18 protein-coding genes are annotated in these 17172 nt (G+C 56.1%); 6 read left to right on the top strand and 12 right to left on the bottom strand.

Going from position 1 to position 17172, the window contains the following annotated elements; genetic code table 11:
- The first annotated feature begins 5 nt into the window (after positions 1–5).
- The 5 genes from tdcC (at position 6) to SK47_RS18850 (ending at position 7817) form a co-directional block, all read left to right on the top strand.
- A complete protein-coding gene (tdcC, locus tag SK47_RS18870; protein ID WP_003862666.1) occupies positions 6–1337 on the top strand; it encodes a threonine/serine transporter TdcC in 1332 nt (443 codons plus the stop codon).
- Between the two features lie 30 nt (positions 1338–1367).
- A complete protein-coding gene (gene tdcD / locus SK47_RS18865; protein ID WP_003862665.1) occupies positions 1368–2576 on the top strand; it encodes a propionate kinase in 1209 nt (402 codons plus the stop codon).
- Between the two features lie 15 nt (positions 2577–2591).
- On the top strand, positions 2592–4886 hold the full coding sequence (gene pflB / locus SK47_RS18860) for a formate C-acetyltransferase (protein ID WP_047055298.1): 2295 nt from the start codon (positions 2592–2594) through the stop codon (positions 4884–4886).
- A gap of 274 nt (positions 4887–5160) precedes the next feature.
- Positions 5161–6492, top strand: coding sequence for an SLC5/6 family protein (locus SK47_RS18855; protein ID WP_022649483.1), 1332 nt, complete (start codon positions 5161–5163; stop codon positions 6490–6492).
- 20 nt (positions 6493–6512) lie between these two features.
- Positions 6513–7817, top strand: coding sequence for an L-cysteine desulfidase family protein (locus SK47_RS18850; protein WP_048244930.1), 1305 nt, complete (start codon positions 6513–6515; stop codon positions 7815–7817).
- Between the two features lie 79 nt (positions 7818–7896).
- Here the strand turns inward: SK47_RS18850 and SK47_RS18845 are convergent, their stop codons facing one another.
- Positions 7897–8598, bottom strand: coding sequence for a pirin family protein (locus SK47_RS18845; protein WP_003862658.1), 702 nt, complete (start codon positions 8596–8598; stop codon positions 7897–7899).
- 104 nt (positions 8599–8702) lie between these two features.
- Between SK47_RS18845 and yhaJ the strand changes: the two genes are divergently transcribed.
- Positions 8703–9605, top strand: a complete 903-nt coding sequence (yhaJ, locus tag SK47_RS18840) for a DNA-binding transcriptional regulator YhaJ (RefSeq protein ID WP_003862655.1) — start codon at positions 8703–8705, stop codon at positions 9603–9605.
- Positions 9606–9643: 38 nt separating this feature from the next.
- On the opposite strand, the gene SK47_RS18835 is transcribed toward yhaJ, so the two are convergent.
- The 11 genes from SK47_RS18835 to SK47_RS18785 all read right to left on the bottom strand — a co-directional run bounded on the left by SK47_RS18835 (position 9644) and on the right by SK47_RS18785 (position 17025).
- Positions 9644–10009, bottom strand: coding sequence for a DUF805 domain-containing protein (locus SK47_RS18835; RefSeq protein ID WP_048244928.1), 366 nt, complete (start codon positions 10007–10009; stop codon positions 9644–9646).
- A 106-nt stretch (positions 10010–10115) separates the two neighbouring features.
- Positions 10116–11102: a glutathione S-transferase family protein gene (locus SK47_RS18830; protein WP_048244926.1), complete on the bottom strand. Its 987-nt coding sequence runs from the start codon at positions 11100–11102 to the stop codon at positions 10116–10118.
- A gap of 72 nt (positions 11103–11174) precedes the next feature.
- The gene (locus SK47_RS18825; protein ID WP_003862651.1) at positions 11175–11567 is read right to left on the bottom strand and encodes a DoxX family protein; all 393 of its coding nucleotides are present in this window, start codon (positions 11565–11567) and stop codon (positions 11175–11177) included.
- 253 nt (positions 11568–11820) lie between these two features.
- A complete protein-coding gene (locus tag SK47_RS18820; protein ID WP_003862649.1) occupies positions 11821–12117 on the bottom strand; it encodes a YqjK-like family protein in 297 nt (98 codons plus the stop codon).
- The gene (locus tag SK47_RS18815) at positions 12114–12512 is read right to left on the bottom strand and encodes a phage holin family protein (protein ID WP_003862647.1); all 399 of its coding nucleotides are present in this window, start codon (positions 12510–12512) and stop codon (positions 12114–12116) included. The genes SK47_RS18820 and SK47_RS18815 overlap by 4 nt, the downstream gene beginning before the upstream one ends.
- 2 nt (positions 12513–12514) lie before the next feature.
- The gene (locus tag SK47_RS18810; protein WP_003862645.1) at positions 12515–12820 is read right to left on the bottom strand and encodes an ElaB/YgaM/YqjD family protein; all 306 of its coding nucleotides are present in this window, start codon (positions 12818–12820) and stop codon (positions 12515–12517) included.
- A 29-nt stretch (positions 12821–12849) separates the two neighbouring features.
- The gene (locus SK47_RS18805) at positions 12850–13218 is read right to left on the bottom strand and encodes a DUF1090 domain-containing protein (protein ID WP_017382428.1); all 369 of its coding nucleotides are present in this window, start codon (positions 13216–13218) and stop codon (positions 12850–12852) included.
- Positions 13219–13361: 143 nt separating this feature from the next.
- Positions 13362–13745 carry an EnvZ/OmpR regulon moderator MzrA gene (gene mzrA, locus SK47_RS18800; protein WP_003862640.1) on the bottom strand — a complete coding sequence of 128 codons (384 nt, stop codon included), beginning with the start codon at positions 13743–13745 and terminating at the stop codon, positions 13362–13364.
- Between the two features lie 2 nt (positions 13746–13747).
- Positions 13748–14410 (bottom strand): DedA family general envelope maintenance protein YqjA, encoded by a 663-nt coding sequence (gene yqjA, locus SK47_RS18795; protein WP_003862638.1) that lies wholly within the window; start codon positions 14408–14410, stop codon positions 13748–13750.
- Between the two features lie 342 nt (positions 14411–14752).
- Positions 14753–15529: a transcriptional regulator ExuR gene (gene exuR / locus SK47_RS18790; protein ID WP_003862635.1), complete on the bottom strand. Its 777-nt coding sequence runs from the start codon at positions 15527–15529 to the stop codon at positions 14753–14755.
- A 197-nt stretch (positions 15530–15726) separates the two neighbouring features.
- Entirely contained in the window at positions 15727–17025 is a 1299-nt protein-coding gene (locus SK47_RS18785; protein ID WP_003862634.1) for an MFS transporter, read from the bottom strand.
- Positions 17026–17172 lie beyond the last annotated feature (147 nt).

Here is a 17172-nt window from a genome sequence, read left to right as displayed (position 1 = left end):
GACTTATGAGCAACACAGAAAGCATTATCGTTGGCCAGACAAAAACGTCCTCCTGGCGTAAATCTGATACCACCTGGACGCTCGGCCTGTTTGGTACCGCCATTGGCGCAGGCGTGCTGTTCTTCCCTATCCGTGCAGGCTTTGGCGGCTTGATCCCCATCCTGCTGATGCTGGTACTCGCGTTCCCGATTGCCTTTTACTGCCACCGCGCGCTGGCGCGTCTGTGTTTGTCCGGCAGTAACGTCTCCGGCAACATCACCGAAACGGTGGAGGAGCATTTTGGTAAGACCGGCGGGGTGGTGATCACCTTCCTCTACTTCTTTGCCATTTGCCCGCTGCTGTGGATTTACGGCGTCACCATTACCAACACCTTTATGACCTTCTGGGAAAATCAGCTCCAGATGCCTGCCCTGAACCGCGGCGTGGTGGCGCTGTTCCTGCTGCTGCTGATGGCCTTTGTTATCTGGTTCGGTAAAGACCTGATGGTGAAAGTGATGAGCTACCTGGTGTTCCCGTTCATCGCCAGCCTGGTGTTGATTTCTCTCTCGCTGATCCCGTACTGGAACTCGGCGGTGATCGACCAGGTTAACCTGAGCGATATCGCCTTCACCGGTCATGACGGCATTCTGGTCACGGTGTGGCTGGGGATCTCCATCATGGTCTTCTCCTTCAACTTCTCGCCTATCGTCTCCTCGTTTGTGGTCTCCAAGCGCGAAGAGTACGAACCGGAGTTCGGGAAAGAGTTTACCGAGCAGAAATGTTCCAAAATCATCGGTCGCGCCAGCCTGCTGATGGTGGCGGTGGTGATGTTCTTCGCCTTTAGCTGCCTGTTTACACTCTCTCCGCAGAACATGGCGGACGCCAAAGCGCAGAACATTCCGGTGCTCTCTTACCTGGCGAACCACTTTGCGTCGATGTCAGGCAGTAAATCCACGTTCGCCACCGTGCTGGAGTACGGCGCGTCCATCATCGCGCTGGTCGCTATCTTTAAATCCTTCTTCGGCCACTATCTGGGCACGCTGGAGGGGCTGAACGGCCTGATCATCAAGTTCGGCTACAAGGGCGACAAGAAGAACGTCTCCGTCGGCAAGCTGAACACCATCAGCATGGTCTTCATCATGGGCTCCACCTGGATTGTGGCCTACGCCAACCCGAACATTCTGGACCTCATTGAAGCCATGGGCGCGCCAATTATCGCCTCTCTGCTGTGCCTGCTGCCGATGTACGCCATCCGCAAGGCACCGGCGCTGGCGAAATACAAAGGCCGGACCGAGAACATCTTCGTAACCGTGGTCGGACTGCTGACCATTCTGAACATCGTGTACAAACTGTTTTAAACCAAAGCTCAGGAAGAGCGGAGCCATACCATGATTGAGTTTCCGGTAGTACTGGTCATTAACTGCGGATCGTCCTCTGTTAAGTTCTCGGTGCTGGACGCCGCAGGCTGCGATGCCCTGATGACGGGCATTGCGGACGGCATCAACACAGAAAAAGCCTTTATTTCCGTGAATGGGGGTGAGCCGGTCAGACTGGCTCACCAGGACTACGAAGGGGCGCTGGCCGCCATTGCCCTGGAGCTGGAGAAACGCAACCTGATGGGCAGCGTGGCTTTGATTGGCCATCGCATTGCCCACGGCGGTGACCTCTTCAGCGAGTCGACCCTGATCACGGAAGAGGTGATGGCGCAGATCCGCCAGGTCTCCCCGCTGGCGCCGCTGCATAACTACGCCAACCTGAGCGGCGTGGAAGCCGCCGAGCGCCTGTTCCCCGGCGTGCAGCAGGTGGCGGTATTTGATACCAGCTTCCACCAGACCATGCCGCCGCAGGCGTATCTGTACGGCTTGCCGTACCGCTATTTTGAAGAGCTGGGCGTGCGCCGCTACGGTTTCCATGGCACCTCTCACCGCTATGTGTCGGCGCAGGCGCACGCGCTTTTCGGGCTCTCTCCCGATGACAGCGGCCTGGTGATTGCCCATCTCGGCAACGGGGCGTCCATCTGCGCGGTGCGTAACGGCGTAAGCGTGGACACGTCCATGGGGATGACGCCGCTTGAAGGACTGGTGATGGGCACGCGCTGCGGAGACGTGGATTTTGGCGCGATGGCGTGGATTGCCCGGCAGACCGGCCAGTCGTTCGAGGATCTGGAGCGCGTGGTCAACAAAGAGTCCGGGCTGCTGGGGATCTCCGGTATCTCCTCCGATTTGCGCGCGCTGGAGAAAGCCTGGCATGACGGCAACGAGCGGGCGCGGCTGGCAATAAAGACCTTTGTCCACCGGATTGCGCGGCATATCGCCGGTCATGCCGCGTCCCTGCACCGTCTGGATGGCGTGGTGTTTACCGGCGGGATCGGTGAGAACTCCGTGCTTATCCGCGCGCTGGTGGCGGAGCATCTGAAGGTGTTTGGCATCATCCTCGACGAGTCCAAAAATGCCCTGCCGGGCAGCGCGGGCGAGCGCGTGATCTCCACCGAGTCGTCCCGCGCGGCCTGCGCGGTGATCCCTACCAATGAAGAAAAAATGATCGCGCTGGACGCCCTCCGTCTTGGGAAGGTTACTCCGGCTGCGGCTTACGCCTGATAAAGCGAGAATCTGATGAAAGTAACAATCGATACGGGCGTCGCGCCCTACAGCGACGCATGGGCCGGGTTTCGTGGTGAAGAATGGAAAAACGCCATCAACGTGCGCGATTTTATTCAGCATAACTACACCCCTTATGAAGGCGATGAAGCTTTCCTCGCGCAGGCGACGCCAGCAACGACGGCGCTGTGGCAGAAGGTGATGGTCGGCATTCGTCAGGAGAATGCCACCCACGCTCCGGTGGATTTCGACACCAACATCGCCACTACCATTACCGCGCACGGGCCGGGCTATATTGATCAGGAGCTGGAGACGATCGTCGGCCTGCAAACCGACAAGCCGCTCAAGCGCGCCCTGCATCCGTACGGCGGGATCAACATGATCCGCAGCTCGTTCGAAGCCTACGGTCGCGAGATGGATCCGCAGTTTGAATATCTCTTCACAGACCTGCGCAAAACCCACAACCAGGGCGTGTTTGACGTTTACTCCCCGGAGATGATGCGCTGCCGCAAATCGGGGGTACTGACCGGTCTGCCGGACGGCTACGGGCGCGGACGCATCATCGGCGACTACCGCCGCGTGGCGCTGTACGGCATCAGCTATCTGGTGCGCGAGCGTGAACTTCAGTTCGCCGATCTCCAGGGGAAACTGGAGCGCGGAGAAGAACTGGAGGCCACGATCCGCCTGCGCGAGGAGCTGGCGGAGCATAAACGTGCGCTGCTGCAGATCCAGCAGATGGCGACGAACTATGGCTTTGATATTTCACGTCCGGCGATGAATGCGCAGGAAGCGGTGCAGTGGGTCTACTTTGCCTACCTTGCCGCAGTGAAATCCCAGAACGGCGGGGCGATGTCGCTGGGGCGCACGGCCTCGTTCCTCGATATCTACATTGAACGCGACATGCAGGCAGGAAGGCTGAATGAGGTGCAGGCCCAGGAGCTGATCGACCACTTCATCATGAAGATCCGCATGGTGCGCTTCCTGCGCACGCCGGAGTTCGACACGCTCTTCTCCGGCGATCCGATCTGGGCCACGGAAGTGATTGGCGGCATGGGGCTGGACGGGCGCACGCTGGTGACTAAAAACAGCTTCCGCTACCTGCATACCCTGCACACCATGGGGCCTGCGCCGGAGCCAAACCTGACGATCCTCTGGTCCGAAAAACTGCCGATCGCGTTCAAGAAATACGCCGCACAGGTGTCGATCGTCACCTCCTCGCTGCAATACGAGAACGACGATCTGATGCGCACCGACTTCAACAGCGACGACTACGCCATTGCCTGCTGCGTCAGCCCGATGGTGATCGGCAAGCAGATGCAGTTCTTCGGCGCACGCGCCAACCTTGCGAAAACGCTGCTGTACGCAATCAACGGCGGGGTGGATGAGAAGCTGAAGATCCAGGTCGGTCCGAAAACCGAGCCGCTGCTGGATGAGGTACTGGATTACGACACCGTAATGGCGAGCCTCGATCACTTCATGGACTGGCTGGCGGTACAGTACATCAGCGCGCTGAATCTCATTCACTATATGCATGATAAATACAGCTACGAAGCCTCGCTGATGGCGCTGCACGACCGGGACGTCTACCGCACCATGGCCTGCGGCATTGCCGGGCTGTCGGTGGCGGCGGATTCCCTGTCGGCCATCAAATACGCCACGGTAAAACCGGTACGCGACCACACTGGTCTGGCGGTCGATTTCATCATCGAAGGCGACTATCCGCAGTACGGCAACAACGACGATCGTGTGGACAGTATCGCCTGCGATCTGGTTGAGCGCTTTATGAAGAAAATCCAGGCGCTGCCGACGTACCGCAACGCGGTACCGACGCAGTCGATCCTGACCATCACCTCCAACGTGGTTTACGGCCAGAAGACCGGGAACACGCCGGACGGACGACGCGGCGGCACGCCGTTTGCGCCTGGCGCCAACCCGATGCACGGGCGCGACAGAAAAGGGGCGGTGGCGTCGTTAACCTCGGTCGCCAAGCTGCCGTTCACCTATGCCAAAGACGGGATTTCCTACACCTTCTCCATCGTGCCGCAGGCACTGGGCAAGGACGAGCCGGTGCGCAAAACCAACCTTGTCGGGCTGCTGGACGGATACTTCCACCACGAAGCGACCATTGAGGGCGGTCAGCACCTGAACGTCAACGTGATGAACAGGGAGATGCTGCTGGATGCCATCGCCCATCCGGAGAACTATCCGAACCTGACGATCCGCGTTTCAGGCTATGCGGTGCGGTTTAATGCTCTGACGCGCGAGCAGCAGCAGGATGTGATTTCGAGGACGTTTACGCAGGCGATGTAATGCAGGCTCCATCTTAAGCCTCCTCTAATGAGGAGGCTTTTAATTTTGTGAACTCGGTCGATTTTAGAAAACTCACTCTCTTTTCTGCTGTTCAGAAGTAATATTTTCCTCGCGCCTTATGAAATCCCTATAAAACTTGTGACTTTTTTCTCCCGCTCTCCGGATATGATCTCCCCATATCAATAACTCACACCTGCACCCTCTGACTCGCAATCGCTGGCGATCGGAACCTTATAAAAACAACCAGTTACCCTACAAAATAAGCGAGTGCCCAATGAATATGGCAACAAACAGCAGTGTGATTGTGAGTGATTCCCCTGCGGCAAGGCGGGCGGGAATGAGCGAAAGCGAATGGCGAGAGGCGATCAAATTTGACAGCACCGATACGGGCTGGGTCATCATGAGTATCGGGATGGCTATCGGCGCGGGCATCGTTTTTCTTCCGGTGCAGGTCGGGTTAATGGGGCTGTGGGTGTTTTTACTCTCGTCGATAATTGGTTATCCGGCTATGTACCTGTTCCAGCGCCTGTTTATTAATACGCTGGCGGAATCACCGGAATGCAAAGATTACCCGAGCGTCATTAGCGGTTATTTAGGTAAAAACTGGGGCATCTTATTGGGTGCGCTTTATTTCGTGATGCTGGTGATCTGGATGTTTGTCTATTCCACGGCTATCACCAACGACAGCGCCTCCTATTTGCACACCTTCGGCGTAACCGACGGTTTGCTGTCGGAAAATCCGTTCTACGGCTTATTCCTGATCTGCATTCTGGTCGCTATCTCGTCGCGCGGTGAAAAACTGCTGTTTAAAGTCTCCAGCCTGATGGTGCTGACCAAATTATTTGTAGTGGCGGCGCTGGGTCTTTCGATGATTGGCCTCTGGCATTTAGCCAACGTCGGTATGCTGCCGCCGATGGGGCTGCTGATTAAAAACGCCATTATTACGCTGCCTTTCACCTTAACCTCCATTCTGTTTATTCAGACTTTAAGCCCGATGGTGATTTCCTATCGTTCACGGGAAAAATCCGTAGAGGTGGCGCGTCATAAAGCGCTGCGGGCAATGAATATCGCCTTTGGCGTGCTGTTTGTGACGGTCTTTTTCTACGCGGTCTCCTTCACGCTGGCGATGGGGCACGACGAGGCGGTAAAAGCCTACGAGCAGAATATTTCCGCCCTGGCAATCGCAGCACAGTTCATCAGCGGTGACGGTGCGGGCTGGGTCAAAATCGTCAGCGTGATCCTCAACATTTTCGCCGTGATGACCGCGTTCTTTGGCGTCTATCTCGGCTTTCGTGAGGCGACGCAGGGCATCGTGATGAACATCCTGCGCCGCAAAATGCCGGCGGAAAAAATCAATGAAAATGCCGTCCAGCGCGGAATTATGCTGTTCGCCATCCTGCTGGCCTGGAGCGCGATTGTATTAAACGCGCCGGTGCTGAGCTTCACCTCCATCTGTAGCCCTATTTTCGGGATGGTGGGCTGCTTAATTCCGGCGTGGCTGGTCTACAAAGTGCCCGCACTTCATAAATATAAAGGCGTATCGCTGGTAATTATCGTAATTACCGGGCTGCTGCTTTGTGTTTCTCCTTTCCTCGCCTTCTCATGAGGTTAAATAAGGTCGTAACGATGTCTGAGCAAATTAATCCTTTATGGAACCATTTTATTCGCGCCGTGCAGGAAGAGGTAAAGCCTGCGCTGGGCTGTACCGAACCCGTCTCGCTGGCGCTGGCGTGTGCGATGGCTGCCGGACAGCTTTCCGGTGAGGTAACGCGTATCGAGGCGTGGGTATCGCCGAACCTGATGAAAAACGGGCTTGGCGTAACGGTGCCCGGCACCGGTATGGTCGGTTTACCCATCGCGGCCGCGCTGGGGGCGACAGGCGGTAATGCACACGCCGGGCTGGAGGTGTTGAAAGACGCGTCGGCCGAGGCGCTAACGCGCGCCAAAGCATTGCTGAACGCGGGTCTGGTGCAGGTAAAATTGCAGGAGCCGTGCGATGAGATCCTTTATTCACGCGCCTGCGTTTACGCCGGTGAATCCTCGGCGATGGTGGCCATCGCTGGCGGGCACACTCGCGTGGTGGAGGTAGTTTGTCAGGGCGAAACGTGCTTCAGGCTTGACGATCGTCAGAGCCAGAACAACGACGATCCGCTGGCGGTACTCTCGACCACCACGCTGTCACAGATCCTTGAGTTTGTGGAGCAGGTGCCGTTCGACGCGATCCGCTTTATCCTCGATGCGGGGCGGCTGAACGATGCGCTCTCCCGCGAAGGTTTGCGTGGCAACTGGGGGCTGCATATTGGCGCGACGCTCAATAAACAGCGCGCACGCGGCTGGATGGCGCAGGATCTGGGTTCAGACATTATTATCCGCACCAGCGCAGCCTCGGATGCCCGCATGGGAGGCGCGACGCTGCCAGCGATGAGCAACTCGGGTTCCGGGAATCAGGGCATCACCGCCACCATGCCGGTAGTGGTGGTGGCTGAGCACGTTCAGGCTGATGACGAACGGCTGGCGCGGGCGCTGATGCTCTCGCATCTGTCGGCTATCTATATCCATTACCAGCTTCCGCGCTTGTCCGCGTTGTGCGCGGCGACAACCGCCGGAATGGGGGCAGCGGCGGGGATGGCGTGGCTGATGGGCGGATCTTACCAGACCATTGCCATGGCGATCGGCAGTATGATCGGCGACGTGAGCGGGATGATCTGCGATGGGGCTTCTAACAGCTGTGCAATGAAGGTCTCGACCAGCGTCACCAGCGCCTGGAAAGCCGTGATGATGGCGCTGGATGATACTGCGGTGACGGGTAACGAGGGGATTGTGGCGCACGACGTGGAACAGTCGATCTCTAACCTGTGCGCTCTGGCGTGCCGCTCAATGCAGGCGACGGACCGGCAGATCATTGAGATTATGGCGAGTAAGGTGTTGTGATCTAATCCAATCCGTTACCCCTCACCCTAACCCTCTCCCATAGGGAGAGGGAACCGATCGAGCGAGGGGCGTGTTGATCTTAAACCGGCAAATCAATCAACAGCGCGCGCAGCGGCGTATCGGCAACCAGAGTGATATTCGCTTCGTCACGAATAAACGCCCCGTCACCGCAGGTGAGCGCTTCTTTCTCTTCCGTATGCGTGACCGCATGCACCGTTCCGTGAATGGACTGCAAATAGGCTCGCGGGCCATGAAGCTGGAAGCTCGCCTGTTCACCTTTTTTCAGTTCGATATGGTGCAGCCACACCTGCTGGCGTAACTGCAAGCTGCCTTTGCTGCCGTCCGGCGAGGCAATCAGCTGCTGTTGATCGCCCTTCAGATCGATCTTTTGCACCAGCGGATTTTCCCGCTCCGGACAGGCATCCAGCCACAGCTGCATGCGGGTCAGCGTTTTGTCTTTGCTGAGGTTATGCTCACTGTAGCTAATACCTGGCTGAGTAGAAATTAACAGCGCCTCGCCAGCCTTCGCCTGGACATGATTGCCCTCGCTATCGCGGTATTCTGCCTCGCCTTCCAGGATCAGGTTCAGGATATCGACTTTCGGGTACGTGCGCGGCTGGAAGGACGCGCCCGGGGCGAGCACCTCCTGATTCAATACACGCAGTGAAGCGTAACCGAGGAGTTTAGGGTCAAAGTAGTGTCCAAAGGAAAAGGTGTAGCGGGCCTGCAACCAACCGAAATCGGCTTGTCCGCACTGTTTCGCTGTTCTTGTCGTAATCATAAACTTGACCTCTCTTTACACTAAATCAATGGTAAAGGTATGGACGCTGCATTGTTAGCCAGATATTCTGCCTGGTATGTTCAAATTTCCTGAATGAGAACGAGATGGCTAAAGAGAGAGCATTGACGCTTGAGGCGCTTCGCGTCATGGACGCGATTGACAGGCGCGGCAGTTTTGCCGCGGCGGCAGATGAACTGGGGCGCGTTCCGTCTGCGCTGAGCTACACCATGCAAAAGCTGGAAGAGGAGCTGGATGTTGTGCTCTTCGATCGCTCCGGTCATCGAACAAAATTCACCAACGTTGGGCGGATGCTGCTGGAGCGCGGCCGCGTATTGCTGGAAGCGGCGGATAAGCTGACGACCGATGCCGAAGCGCTGGCCCGCGGCTGGGAAACCCATCTGACGTTAGTGACCGAAGCGCTGGTGCCCACCGAAGCGCTGTTTCCGCTGGTGGACAGACTGGCCGCGAAAGCCAATACCCAGCTGTCGATCATCACCGAGGTGCTGGCCGGGGCATGGGAGCGTCTTGAGACGGGCAGGGCGGATATCGTGATTGCGCCAGACATGCATTTCCGCTCATCGTCAGAAATCAATTCGCGCAAGCTCTACAGCGTGATGAACGTCTACGTCGCCGCGCCGGATCACCCTATCCATCAGGAGCCGGAGCCGCTCTCTGAGGTCACGCGCGTGAAATACCGCGGCGTGGCGGTCGCGGATACCGCCCGAGAGCGCCCGGTGTTAACGGTACAGTTGCTGGATAAACAGCCGCGACTGACGGTAACGTCGCTGGAAGATAAGCGACAGGCGCTCCTGGCGGGGCTGGGCGTGGCGACTATGCCTTACCCGTTTGTCGAAAAGGACATTGCAGAAGGGCGGTTGCGCGTCGTCAGCCCGGAATACACCAGCGAAGTGGATATCATTATGGCGTGGCGTCGCGACAGCATGGGCGAAGCCAAATCGTGGTGTTTGCGTGAAATTCCCAAGCTTTTTGCTCACCACAACAAATAAGCGTAGGCCCGGTAAGCGTAAGCGCCACCGGGCAGAATTTACGCGCTTGCCTTAGGATCCTGACCAAAGCGGTTTTCGCCCGGCGTTCCGCTCTGACAGTTGAAAATCAAAATCACGATCCAGCCGATAAGCGGGATCAACAGCAACAGCAGCCACCACGCCGAACGATCGGTGTCGTGGAGACGACGAAACAGTACGGCCCATGAAGGCAGCAGAACTAACACACCATAAATGGTGGTGAGAATGCCTTCACCCCCCTCGCGTTCCCAGCCGAGGATCTTGTCCACAATGCCCAGCACCATAATCAGGACGAAGTTCACCAGAACGAACATCCAGTACTCTTTACGGCGGGCACGGCCACCAAAACCAAAATAGTTGCGCAGTACCTTTAAATACCAGTCCATTTTTCCTTGCCTCATAATCAGTCAATCACTTGTTTTCTAAGCGATCGAGGTAAGGATAGATGTATGCTGTGAATTAAAAAAGGGAATCAATTGATTCCCTAAATAATTATCCGAAACGCACGTCGCGCCCGTGCGGTTCATCCAGGTCCTGCCACGGGCCAATGGAGATAATGCCCGTTGGGTTGATGGTCTTATGACTGCGGAAATAATGGGTGCGAATATGGTCAAAATTGACCGTCTCCGCAATCCCCGGCATCTGATAGATGTCGCGCAGGAAACCGTGCAGGTTCAGATAATCGCTGATGCGATGCTTGTCGCACTTGAAGTGGGTGACATACACCGGATCGAAGCGGATCAGCGTCGTCCACAGGCGGATGTCTGCTTCGGTGAGGCGATCGCCCGTTAAATAACGATGCTGGCCGAGGATCTGCTCCAGGCGCTCCAGGGATCCAAACACGTTGCCGACCGCTTCGTCGTACGCTTCCTGACTGGTGGCAAAGCCCGCTTTATAGACGCCGTTGTTGACGTTGTCGTAGATCCAGCCGTTCAGCTCGTCAATTTTCTCGCGCAACTCAACCGGGTAGTAATCCCCGGCGCGGGCGCCGTGCGCGTCAAACGCGGTATTGAACATGCGAATGATTTCAGCGGATTCATTGCTGACGATCCTCTGGTTTTTCTTGTCCCACAGCACCGGCACCGTTACGCGTCCGGTGTAGTGCGGATCGGCGCGCAGATAGAGCTGATACAGGAAATCGTGATGATAAAGCTCATCACCCGTCGCGGCAGGGAAGTCACTGTCGAACGTCCAGCCGTTTTCCAGCATCAGCGGGTTGACCACCGAAACCGGAATTAACGATTCGAGACCTTTAAGTTTGCGCACAATCAGCGTGCGGTGCGCCCACGGACAGGCGAGAGAAACGTACAGATGATAACGATCTTTCTCCGCCGCAAAGCCCCCTTCGCCACTCGGGCCGGGTGCGCCGTCGGCGGTCAGCCAGTTACGGAAGGCCGAAACAGAGCGCTTAAAGCGTCCACCGGTGGATTTGGTGTCATACCAGACATCCTGCCAGACGCCGTCTACGAGTTGTCCCATTTTTTTCTCCTCCGTCAGATAGCAAAAGCGAGGAGATGTCTCCTCGCTTTGAATGTAATCAGTATAGCGTGCTTACCACTTCTTATTCAGAAGACGGTCGATGCTGTAGGCGCCCGGGCCCGTGATAGCCAGCAGCAGGAAGCCACCCGCGATGGTCAGGTTTTTCATGAACATCAGGGAGTTCACGCCTTCCGCAAAGTTGCTGTGGAAGATGAACGCGGTCAGCAGGGTAAAGCCTGCGGTGAACAGCGCCGTGGTGCGGGTCAGGAAACCGAACAGCACTGCCAGGCCGCCGCCGAACTCAAGCAGAATGGTCAGTGGCAGCAGGAACCCCGGCACGCCCATCGCTTCCATATACTGCTGAGTGCCCGCATAGCCGGTAATTTTGCCCCAGCCTGCGGTGATGAACAGAATTGGCATCAGAATACGCGCTACCAGTACACCAACATCTTCTAATTTTTTCATTTTACTCTCCAGGAAACCACATCAGCGGCTAAACGTTATTTGCGTGCAAATTCGGGTAGATACCGCGTCTTTGCTGTCGATGGAGAGGAGTGTAAACGGGGCGGATGGCAATTGTTAGCAAGGAAAACTGTTAATCTTCTTCAAAGATATTGAGTAAGGGAGCGTGCGGGCTGGTGCCCTCACCCCATCCCTCTCCCACAGGGAGAGGGGGCAAAAACAAAAAACGGTAACCAGGGTTACCGTTTTGCTTTTTTCACCGCAACTGCTGCTGTCGCAGCGTGGTTTTCACCAGACGCCAGGCGCTCCAGGCGCCAAAGCCGCGACGTGCCCAGCGGATCAGCATGTTAGGATGCCGAACCGACCAGATCGCCATCACGCTGCTGCCGACCAGCGCCCATGAACGCAGGCTCAGGACCGTGTTCCAGCCGCGGTCAAACCGATGCGTGGCTTCAACCCAGTCGCGACGGCTGGCAGACAGATCCAGTCGCTGCTGCTGGATTTGGCTCAACAGATACGCTTTCCGCTTTTGACGTTCGGCTTTGTCGCTCACGACTTATCATCCTCCAGCAGGGCGCGGTCGTTGGCCAGCTCCTGGCGCGTATGACGCAGGAAGGTCGACGTGCGCGCTTTATGCAGGGTCCAGATACCGCCTATCAGCGCCGCCACCAGCAGAACCACGGTAGTCGCAATCATCGCGTTCAGACGATACTGTGGATCGATAGCCCAGATGATTAACACCATCAGGCTCATCAGACCAAACGCGGCAAAGAGCATCGTAAGCCCAAGCATGAGCAGCATCTGGAAGAGGTTGGCTTTCTCCTCTTCCAGCTCCACTACCGCAAGCCGGACGCGCGTTTCGGCAATCCCGACCAGCGTCGTAAGAATACGCTGGCCAATGCCGAGGACGTTTTTAGCAGGCCCTTGTGCGTGACGTGGATCTTCCATAATCAACGACGCGTCAGCAGGACACCCAGCACCACACCCACTGCGGCGCCAATACCCACACCCGTCCATGGATTATCACGTACATATTCGTCTGCGCGCGCAGCCGCTTCGCGGGTCTGTTTCGCCAGCGCATCACCGGTTTCACCCAGACGGTAACGGCTCTCTTTCAGTGCCTGCTCCGCTTTGCTGCGCAGTTTGCTGACTTCTTCTTTCGATTTATCGGCAGAAGAGTTCAGCACCTCTTCCAGGGTGTCCGCCAGGGATTTCAGTTCAGCGCGCAGATTTTCTGAAGTTGTATCTTTTGACATGATTCTCTCCTGTTGAGATTTCCGTTAACTCAATAATCGCGAGCTTCCAGCGCTTTCAGTTCGTCCTGCGCCTCTTGCAACTTCCTCTCGCGCTTGGCAATTTTTTCCGCATCACCTTTCTCTTTCGCTTCTTGCAGGTCTTGACGGCGCTCGGCTATCTCGTCCTTCTGTTCAGCGATTTTTTCCTGATGATCGGCACGCAGCTTGCTGTCCGTACAGTTGTCTTTCACTTCGCTCAACGCTTTTTTCAGTCCGTCGATCCGGTGCTGATTGTTATGCTTTTCGGCATAACTGATTTCGCGTTGGATATCCTGTTCTTTCTCCTGACAAAGAGACATAGCGAAGGAAGCTGTGCTTAAAGAAAAAAGGGCCAGAGCCAGGGTGATGCGGTATTTCATTATAGAAACCTTCCATTGTGTTACGGCGTAAGCCGTGTTCCAGAACAAAGCGGAGAACATCTGAGGGGTGCTCCGCGTACTTAAGCATAGTAAGTAAACGGGAGTTTCACCAAAGTAGGTGAAAATATTCGGAATATTAGTCGTTAACCAAATCGATGCGACGTGTCGCGTAACCGTGACATCCAGGAGGCGACGTGGCTGTCATCATCCTGTTGCGCAATGATGTAACCCTGCGGCAGCGTGCGGTCCAGCACGGCTTTCGCCGCGGCGCTTTGCGCACTGGAGTCAAATTTTATCAGCAGCACATCGTCTTGCGGCGTGATGCTCTTAAAGCGGATCCCGTTTGCGTCGAGATGATGCCAGATGGAAAAACCATCCGGCACGCTGGTTCCCTGGCTCACAGGACGGATAGCCAGCGTCGACTCCTGATGCTGTAGCGCAGACCACAGCAGGATAAGAGCGCTGAACATCATCAGCGCGACGATGGCGTAAGAGAAGCGGCGCAGCGCGAGCGGGGAGATAACCATCGTTAACCCCTGGCCCCGTATTTCTTCTTCCAGAGTACGACCAGGGACCCGACCAGGCCAAACACCAGCAGAACGACGGGCAGCAGCATCAGGCAAGACATCAGTTGGTCTTCGTATTTCATAAAGACCGGCGTTTTACCCAGCGCGTAGCCGAGCGTGGTCAGGATCAGCACCCACAGCAAGCCGCTCATCCAGTTAAAGAACTGGAAGCGCGTGCTGCTCAGGCCGGACAGGCCCGCAATGGTGGGCAGTAGGGTGCGTACGAATGCGATAAAGCGGCCGATCAGCAAGGCGGAAAGCCCATGCTTATGGAAAAGGTGGTGCGCTCGCTGGTGGTAATGGGCCGGAAGGTGCGAAAGCCAGTTCTGAACGATTCGCGTGTTACCCAGCCATCGCCCCTGAATGTAACTCACCCAGCAGCCCAGGCTGGCGGCAATGGTTAAAAGCAGGACCGTTTGCGGGAAAGCCATCGCCCCTTTTGCACAAAGCACCCCGACCAGTACCAGCAGGCTGTCGCCCGGTAAAAAGGCAGCAGGCAGCAGACCGTTCTCAAGGAACAGGATCATAAATAATACAAAGTAGAGCATGCCAATCATGGACGGGTTGGCCAGCGTTTCGAAATCCTGAGCCCAGAGGGCGTTCAGTAGTTGGGTCAAAAGTTCCATTCAGTGTTCCTGGAAATCGGTTAACGTCACGCCTGTAATTCGGGAAATACAGCACGGCGACATTGTTATGATTTCATTATGGTCGCTCGCGGACACATTGATGTGTGGCCAACACTGTTCCCTGTTAATTGGCTGGTTAGCAAGCACTAACTTACAAAATAACGAAGTGAATCCAATTGTAACAAAGCCCGACGTTCTGCGTCACAGAATTTGAGGGGAAACACGATTTTGGCGTAAGCCACGGAGGGGAGCGAGAAATTTTACAAAGGCTGACACTATAGAGGTTTTCTTACCCTGTCTGGCCGGAAGGCGCGGCGGTGCGCCTGCCAGCAGTTCGGGGCGTTATTTTGCGAGATTGGTCGCGGTATCGAGGTGAACGACCGGATTATCGGCAAAAAGATAGCGGTCAGCGTTAAATTCAAAGTCATCACTTGTTTCATTAAACAGCATCTGTTTGGTGTTCTCCAGATGCTGCCACATTGCCAGTTTCGCCGCATGCGGATCTTTACGAATCAGGGCTTTAAGAATCTGGTCGTGATCGTCACACCAGTTATCTACCGTGCGGGAATCAATGTGATCGTGCAGTTTCTTCCAGTACGGGTTGTGAACGCGCTGAGTCCACATTTTTTCAACGATTGCCGCCAGCGCCGTGTTCTGAGTCGCAAGGGCGACCTGGACGTGGAATTGCAGGTCCCATTCAGAATCGCGGAAACATTTTTCTTTACGCGCGTGATCCTGGATTTCCATCAGCTTCATGATGTCCTGCTTGGTCACCTGCGTCGCAGCAAATTCCGCAATGTTGCTTTCAATCAGCTGGCGAGCCTGGAGAAGCTCAAACGGACCGTAGCTGGCAAACTCCAGACTTTCGTCCGGGGTGGGGGAGTGTTTCGCCTGGCTGGAAATCACATGAATGCCGGAACCTTTGCGTACCTCAACATACCCTTCCACTTCCAGCATGATGATGGCTTCGCGGACCACCGTGCGGCTGACGCTTTTTTCATCCGCAATGAAACGCTCAGCGGGAAGTTTATCACCGACAAGATAGACCCCTTGCTCGATGCGATCTTTCAGCTCGGCGGCAAGTTGTTGATATAAACGACGTGATTCGGTGATTTCCATATGCGCTCCAGGCAGGGTACGGCGAATGATTTGTTATACCACTTTTGCGTGCCAGTCTCCAGATTTCGCCATCAAAAAAGCCGCCCGGAGGCGGCTTTTGCGTCGTTCTTGCCGGGTGGCGCTACGCTTACCCGACCTACTATTTTATTGGATTTTGTAGGCCGGGTAAGGCGGAGCCGCCACCCGGCACAACAACGCTAACTCTGCGTCGCCGGTCCCCCGAGGGACTCTTTCGCAAGTTCATCTGCGGATTTGCTTTTCAGCACCGTCCAGATAACCACCGCACCCAACAGGTCGAAGACAGCCAGTACCGCGAACAGTGGGCTGAAACCAATCGTATCCGCCAACGCGCCGACCACCAGTGCAAACAGGGTACTTGCGGTCCAGGCGGCCATCCCGGTCAGGCCGTTGGCGGTGGCGACTTCGTTACGACCAAACACGTCGGACGAGAGCGTAATCAGCGCACCGGACAGAGACTGGTGAGCAAAGCCCCCGATACACAGCAGGGCGATAGCCACGTAAGGGCTGGTGAACAGGCCGATCATACCCGGGCCGATCATCAGCAGGGCGCCCATGGTGACCACCATCTTACGGGACACAATCAGGTTCACGCCAAACCAGCGCTGGAACAGCGGTGGCAGGTAGCCGCCGACGATACAGCCCAGGTCTGCAAACAGCATTGGCATCCAGGCGAACATCGCGATCTCTTTCAGGTTAAAGCCGTAAACTTTAAACATGAACAGTGGGATCCAGGCGTTAAACGTACCCCAGGCCGGTTCTGCCAGGAAGCGTGGCAGGGCGATACCCCAGAACTGACGGGTGCCCAGGATCTGCCAGACGGACATCTTTTTGCCGTTGTCGGTCTGATGCTGGGATTCCTGACCATTAATAATGTAGTCACGTTCTTCGTCAGACAGCTTTTTCTGGTCGCGCGGGTGTTTATAGAAAATCAGCCACGCCATGGCCCAGGCAAAGCTCAGCACACCGGAGATGATGAACGCCATCTGCCAGCTGTGCATCACAATCGCCCACACCACCAGTGGCGGAGCAATCATCGCCCCGATGGAGGAGCCCACGTTGAAGTAACCGACAGCGATAGAACGCTCTTTTGCCGGGAACCATTCAGAGCTGGCTTTCAGACCCGCGGGGATCATCGCCGCTTCGGCAGCACCTACCGCACCACGCGCCAGCGCCAGTCCGCCCCAGCTGCCGGCCAGCGCGGTCGCCCCACAGAAGACGGCCCAGGCTACAGCGAAGAAGGCATAACCAATTTTTGTACCCAGAATATCAAGAACATAACCTGCAACAGGCTGCATTACGGTGTAAGCGGCAGAGTAAGCCGCAATGATGTAAGAGTATTGCTGCGTGGAGATATGTAACTCTTCCATCAACGTTGGCGCCGCTGCTGCCACGGTGTTACGTGTCAGGTAGCCCAGCACGGTGCCGAGCGTCACCAGTGCGATCATGTACCAACGTAACCCTTTAATTTTACGCATGTAAAACCTCATCGTTATGTTATTTCCGTGTCGGGACACGGCAACAACTCAACCGTTGCCGGGAGCTGTTCTGTAACGGGAGGGGCGTAACCGGGAACCTGTCCCGGAACGGCCCGAACCTTGCCATTAGTAATCGTGCTAAGTCGG

This window comes from Enterobacter sp. BWH52 (genome assembly GCF_001037565.1).
In the GTDB taxonomy this organism is placed as follows: domain Bacteria; phylum Pseudomonadota; class Gammaproteobacteria; order Enterobacterales; family Enterobacteriaceae; genus Enterobacter; species Enterobacter hormaechei_C.
Note: the sequence above shows the minus strand (reverse complement) of the source record. Positions and strands in the feature narration are given on the sequence as shown.

Excerpts from the sequence above, each read along its gene's own strand:
- SK47_RS18830 (WP_048244926.1), bottom strand. The coding sequence starts at position 11,102 with ATGGGACAACTCGTAGACGGCGTCTGGCAGGATGTCTGGTATGACACC.
- mzrA (WP_003862640.1), bottom strand. The coding sequence starts at position 13,745 with ATGGTTATCTCCCCGCTCGCGCTGCGCCGCTTCTCTTACGCCATCGTC.
- SK47_RS18785 (WP_003862634.1), bottom strand. The coding sequence starts at position 17,025 with ATGCGTAAAATTAAAGGGTTACGTTGGTACATGATCGCACTGGTGACG.
- SK47_RS18855 (WP_022649483.1), top strand. The coding sequence starts at position 5,161 with ATGAATATGGCAACAAACAGCAGTGTGATTGTGAGTGATTCCCCTGCG.
- yhaJ (WP_003862655.1), top strand. The coding sequence starts at position 8,703 with ATGGCTAAAGAGAGAGCATTGACGCTTGAGGCGCTTCGCGTCATGGAC.
- SK47_RS18810 (WP_003862645.1), bottom strand. The coding sequence starts at position 12,820 with ATGTCAAAAGATACAACTTCAGAAAATCTGCGCGCTGAACTGAAATCC.
- SK47_RS18835 (WP_048244928.1), bottom strand. The coding sequence starts at position 10,009 with ATGGACTGGTATTTAAAGGTACTGCGCAACTATTTTGGTTTTGGTGGC.
- pflB (WP_047055298.1), top strand. The coding sequence starts at position 2,592 with ATGAAAGTAACAATCGATACGGGCGTCGCGCCCTACAGCGACGCATGG.
- tdcC (WP_003862666.1), top strand. The coding sequence starts at position 6 with ATGAGCAACACAGAAAGCATTATCGTTGGCCAGACAAAAACGTCCTCC.
- tdcD (WP_003862665.1), top strand. The coding sequence starts at position 1,368 with ATGATTGAGTTTCCGGTAGTACTGGTCATTAACTGCGGATCGTCCTCT.
- SK47_RS18805 (WP_017382428.1), bottom strand. The coding sequence starts at position 13,218 with ATGAAATACCGCATCACCCTGGCTCTGGCCCTTTTTTCTTTAAGCACA.
- exuR (WP_003862635.1), bottom strand. The coding sequence starts at position 15,529 with ATGGAAATCACCGAATCACGTCGTTTATATCAACAACTTGCCGCCGAG.
- SK47_RS18845 (WP_003862658.1), bottom strand. The coding sequence starts at position 8,598 with ATGATTACGACAAGAACAGCGAAACAGTGCGGACAAGCCGATTTCGGT.
- SK47_RS18850 (WP_048244930.1), top strand. The coding sequence starts at position 6,513 with ATGTCTGAGCAAATTAATCCTTTATGGAACCATTTTATTCGCGCCGTG.
- yqjA (WP_003862638.1), bottom strand. The coding sequence starts at position 14,410 with ATGGAACTTTTGACCCAACTACTGAACGCCCTCTGGGCTCAGGATTTC.
- SK47_RS18815 (WP_003862647.1), bottom strand. The coding sequence starts at position 12,512 with ATGGAAGATCCACGTCACGCACAAGGGCCTGCTAAAAACGTCCTCGGC.
- SK47_RS18825 (WP_003862651.1), bottom strand. The coding sequence starts at position 11,567 with ATGAAAAAATTAGAAGATGTTGGTGTACTGGTAGCGCGTATTCTGATG.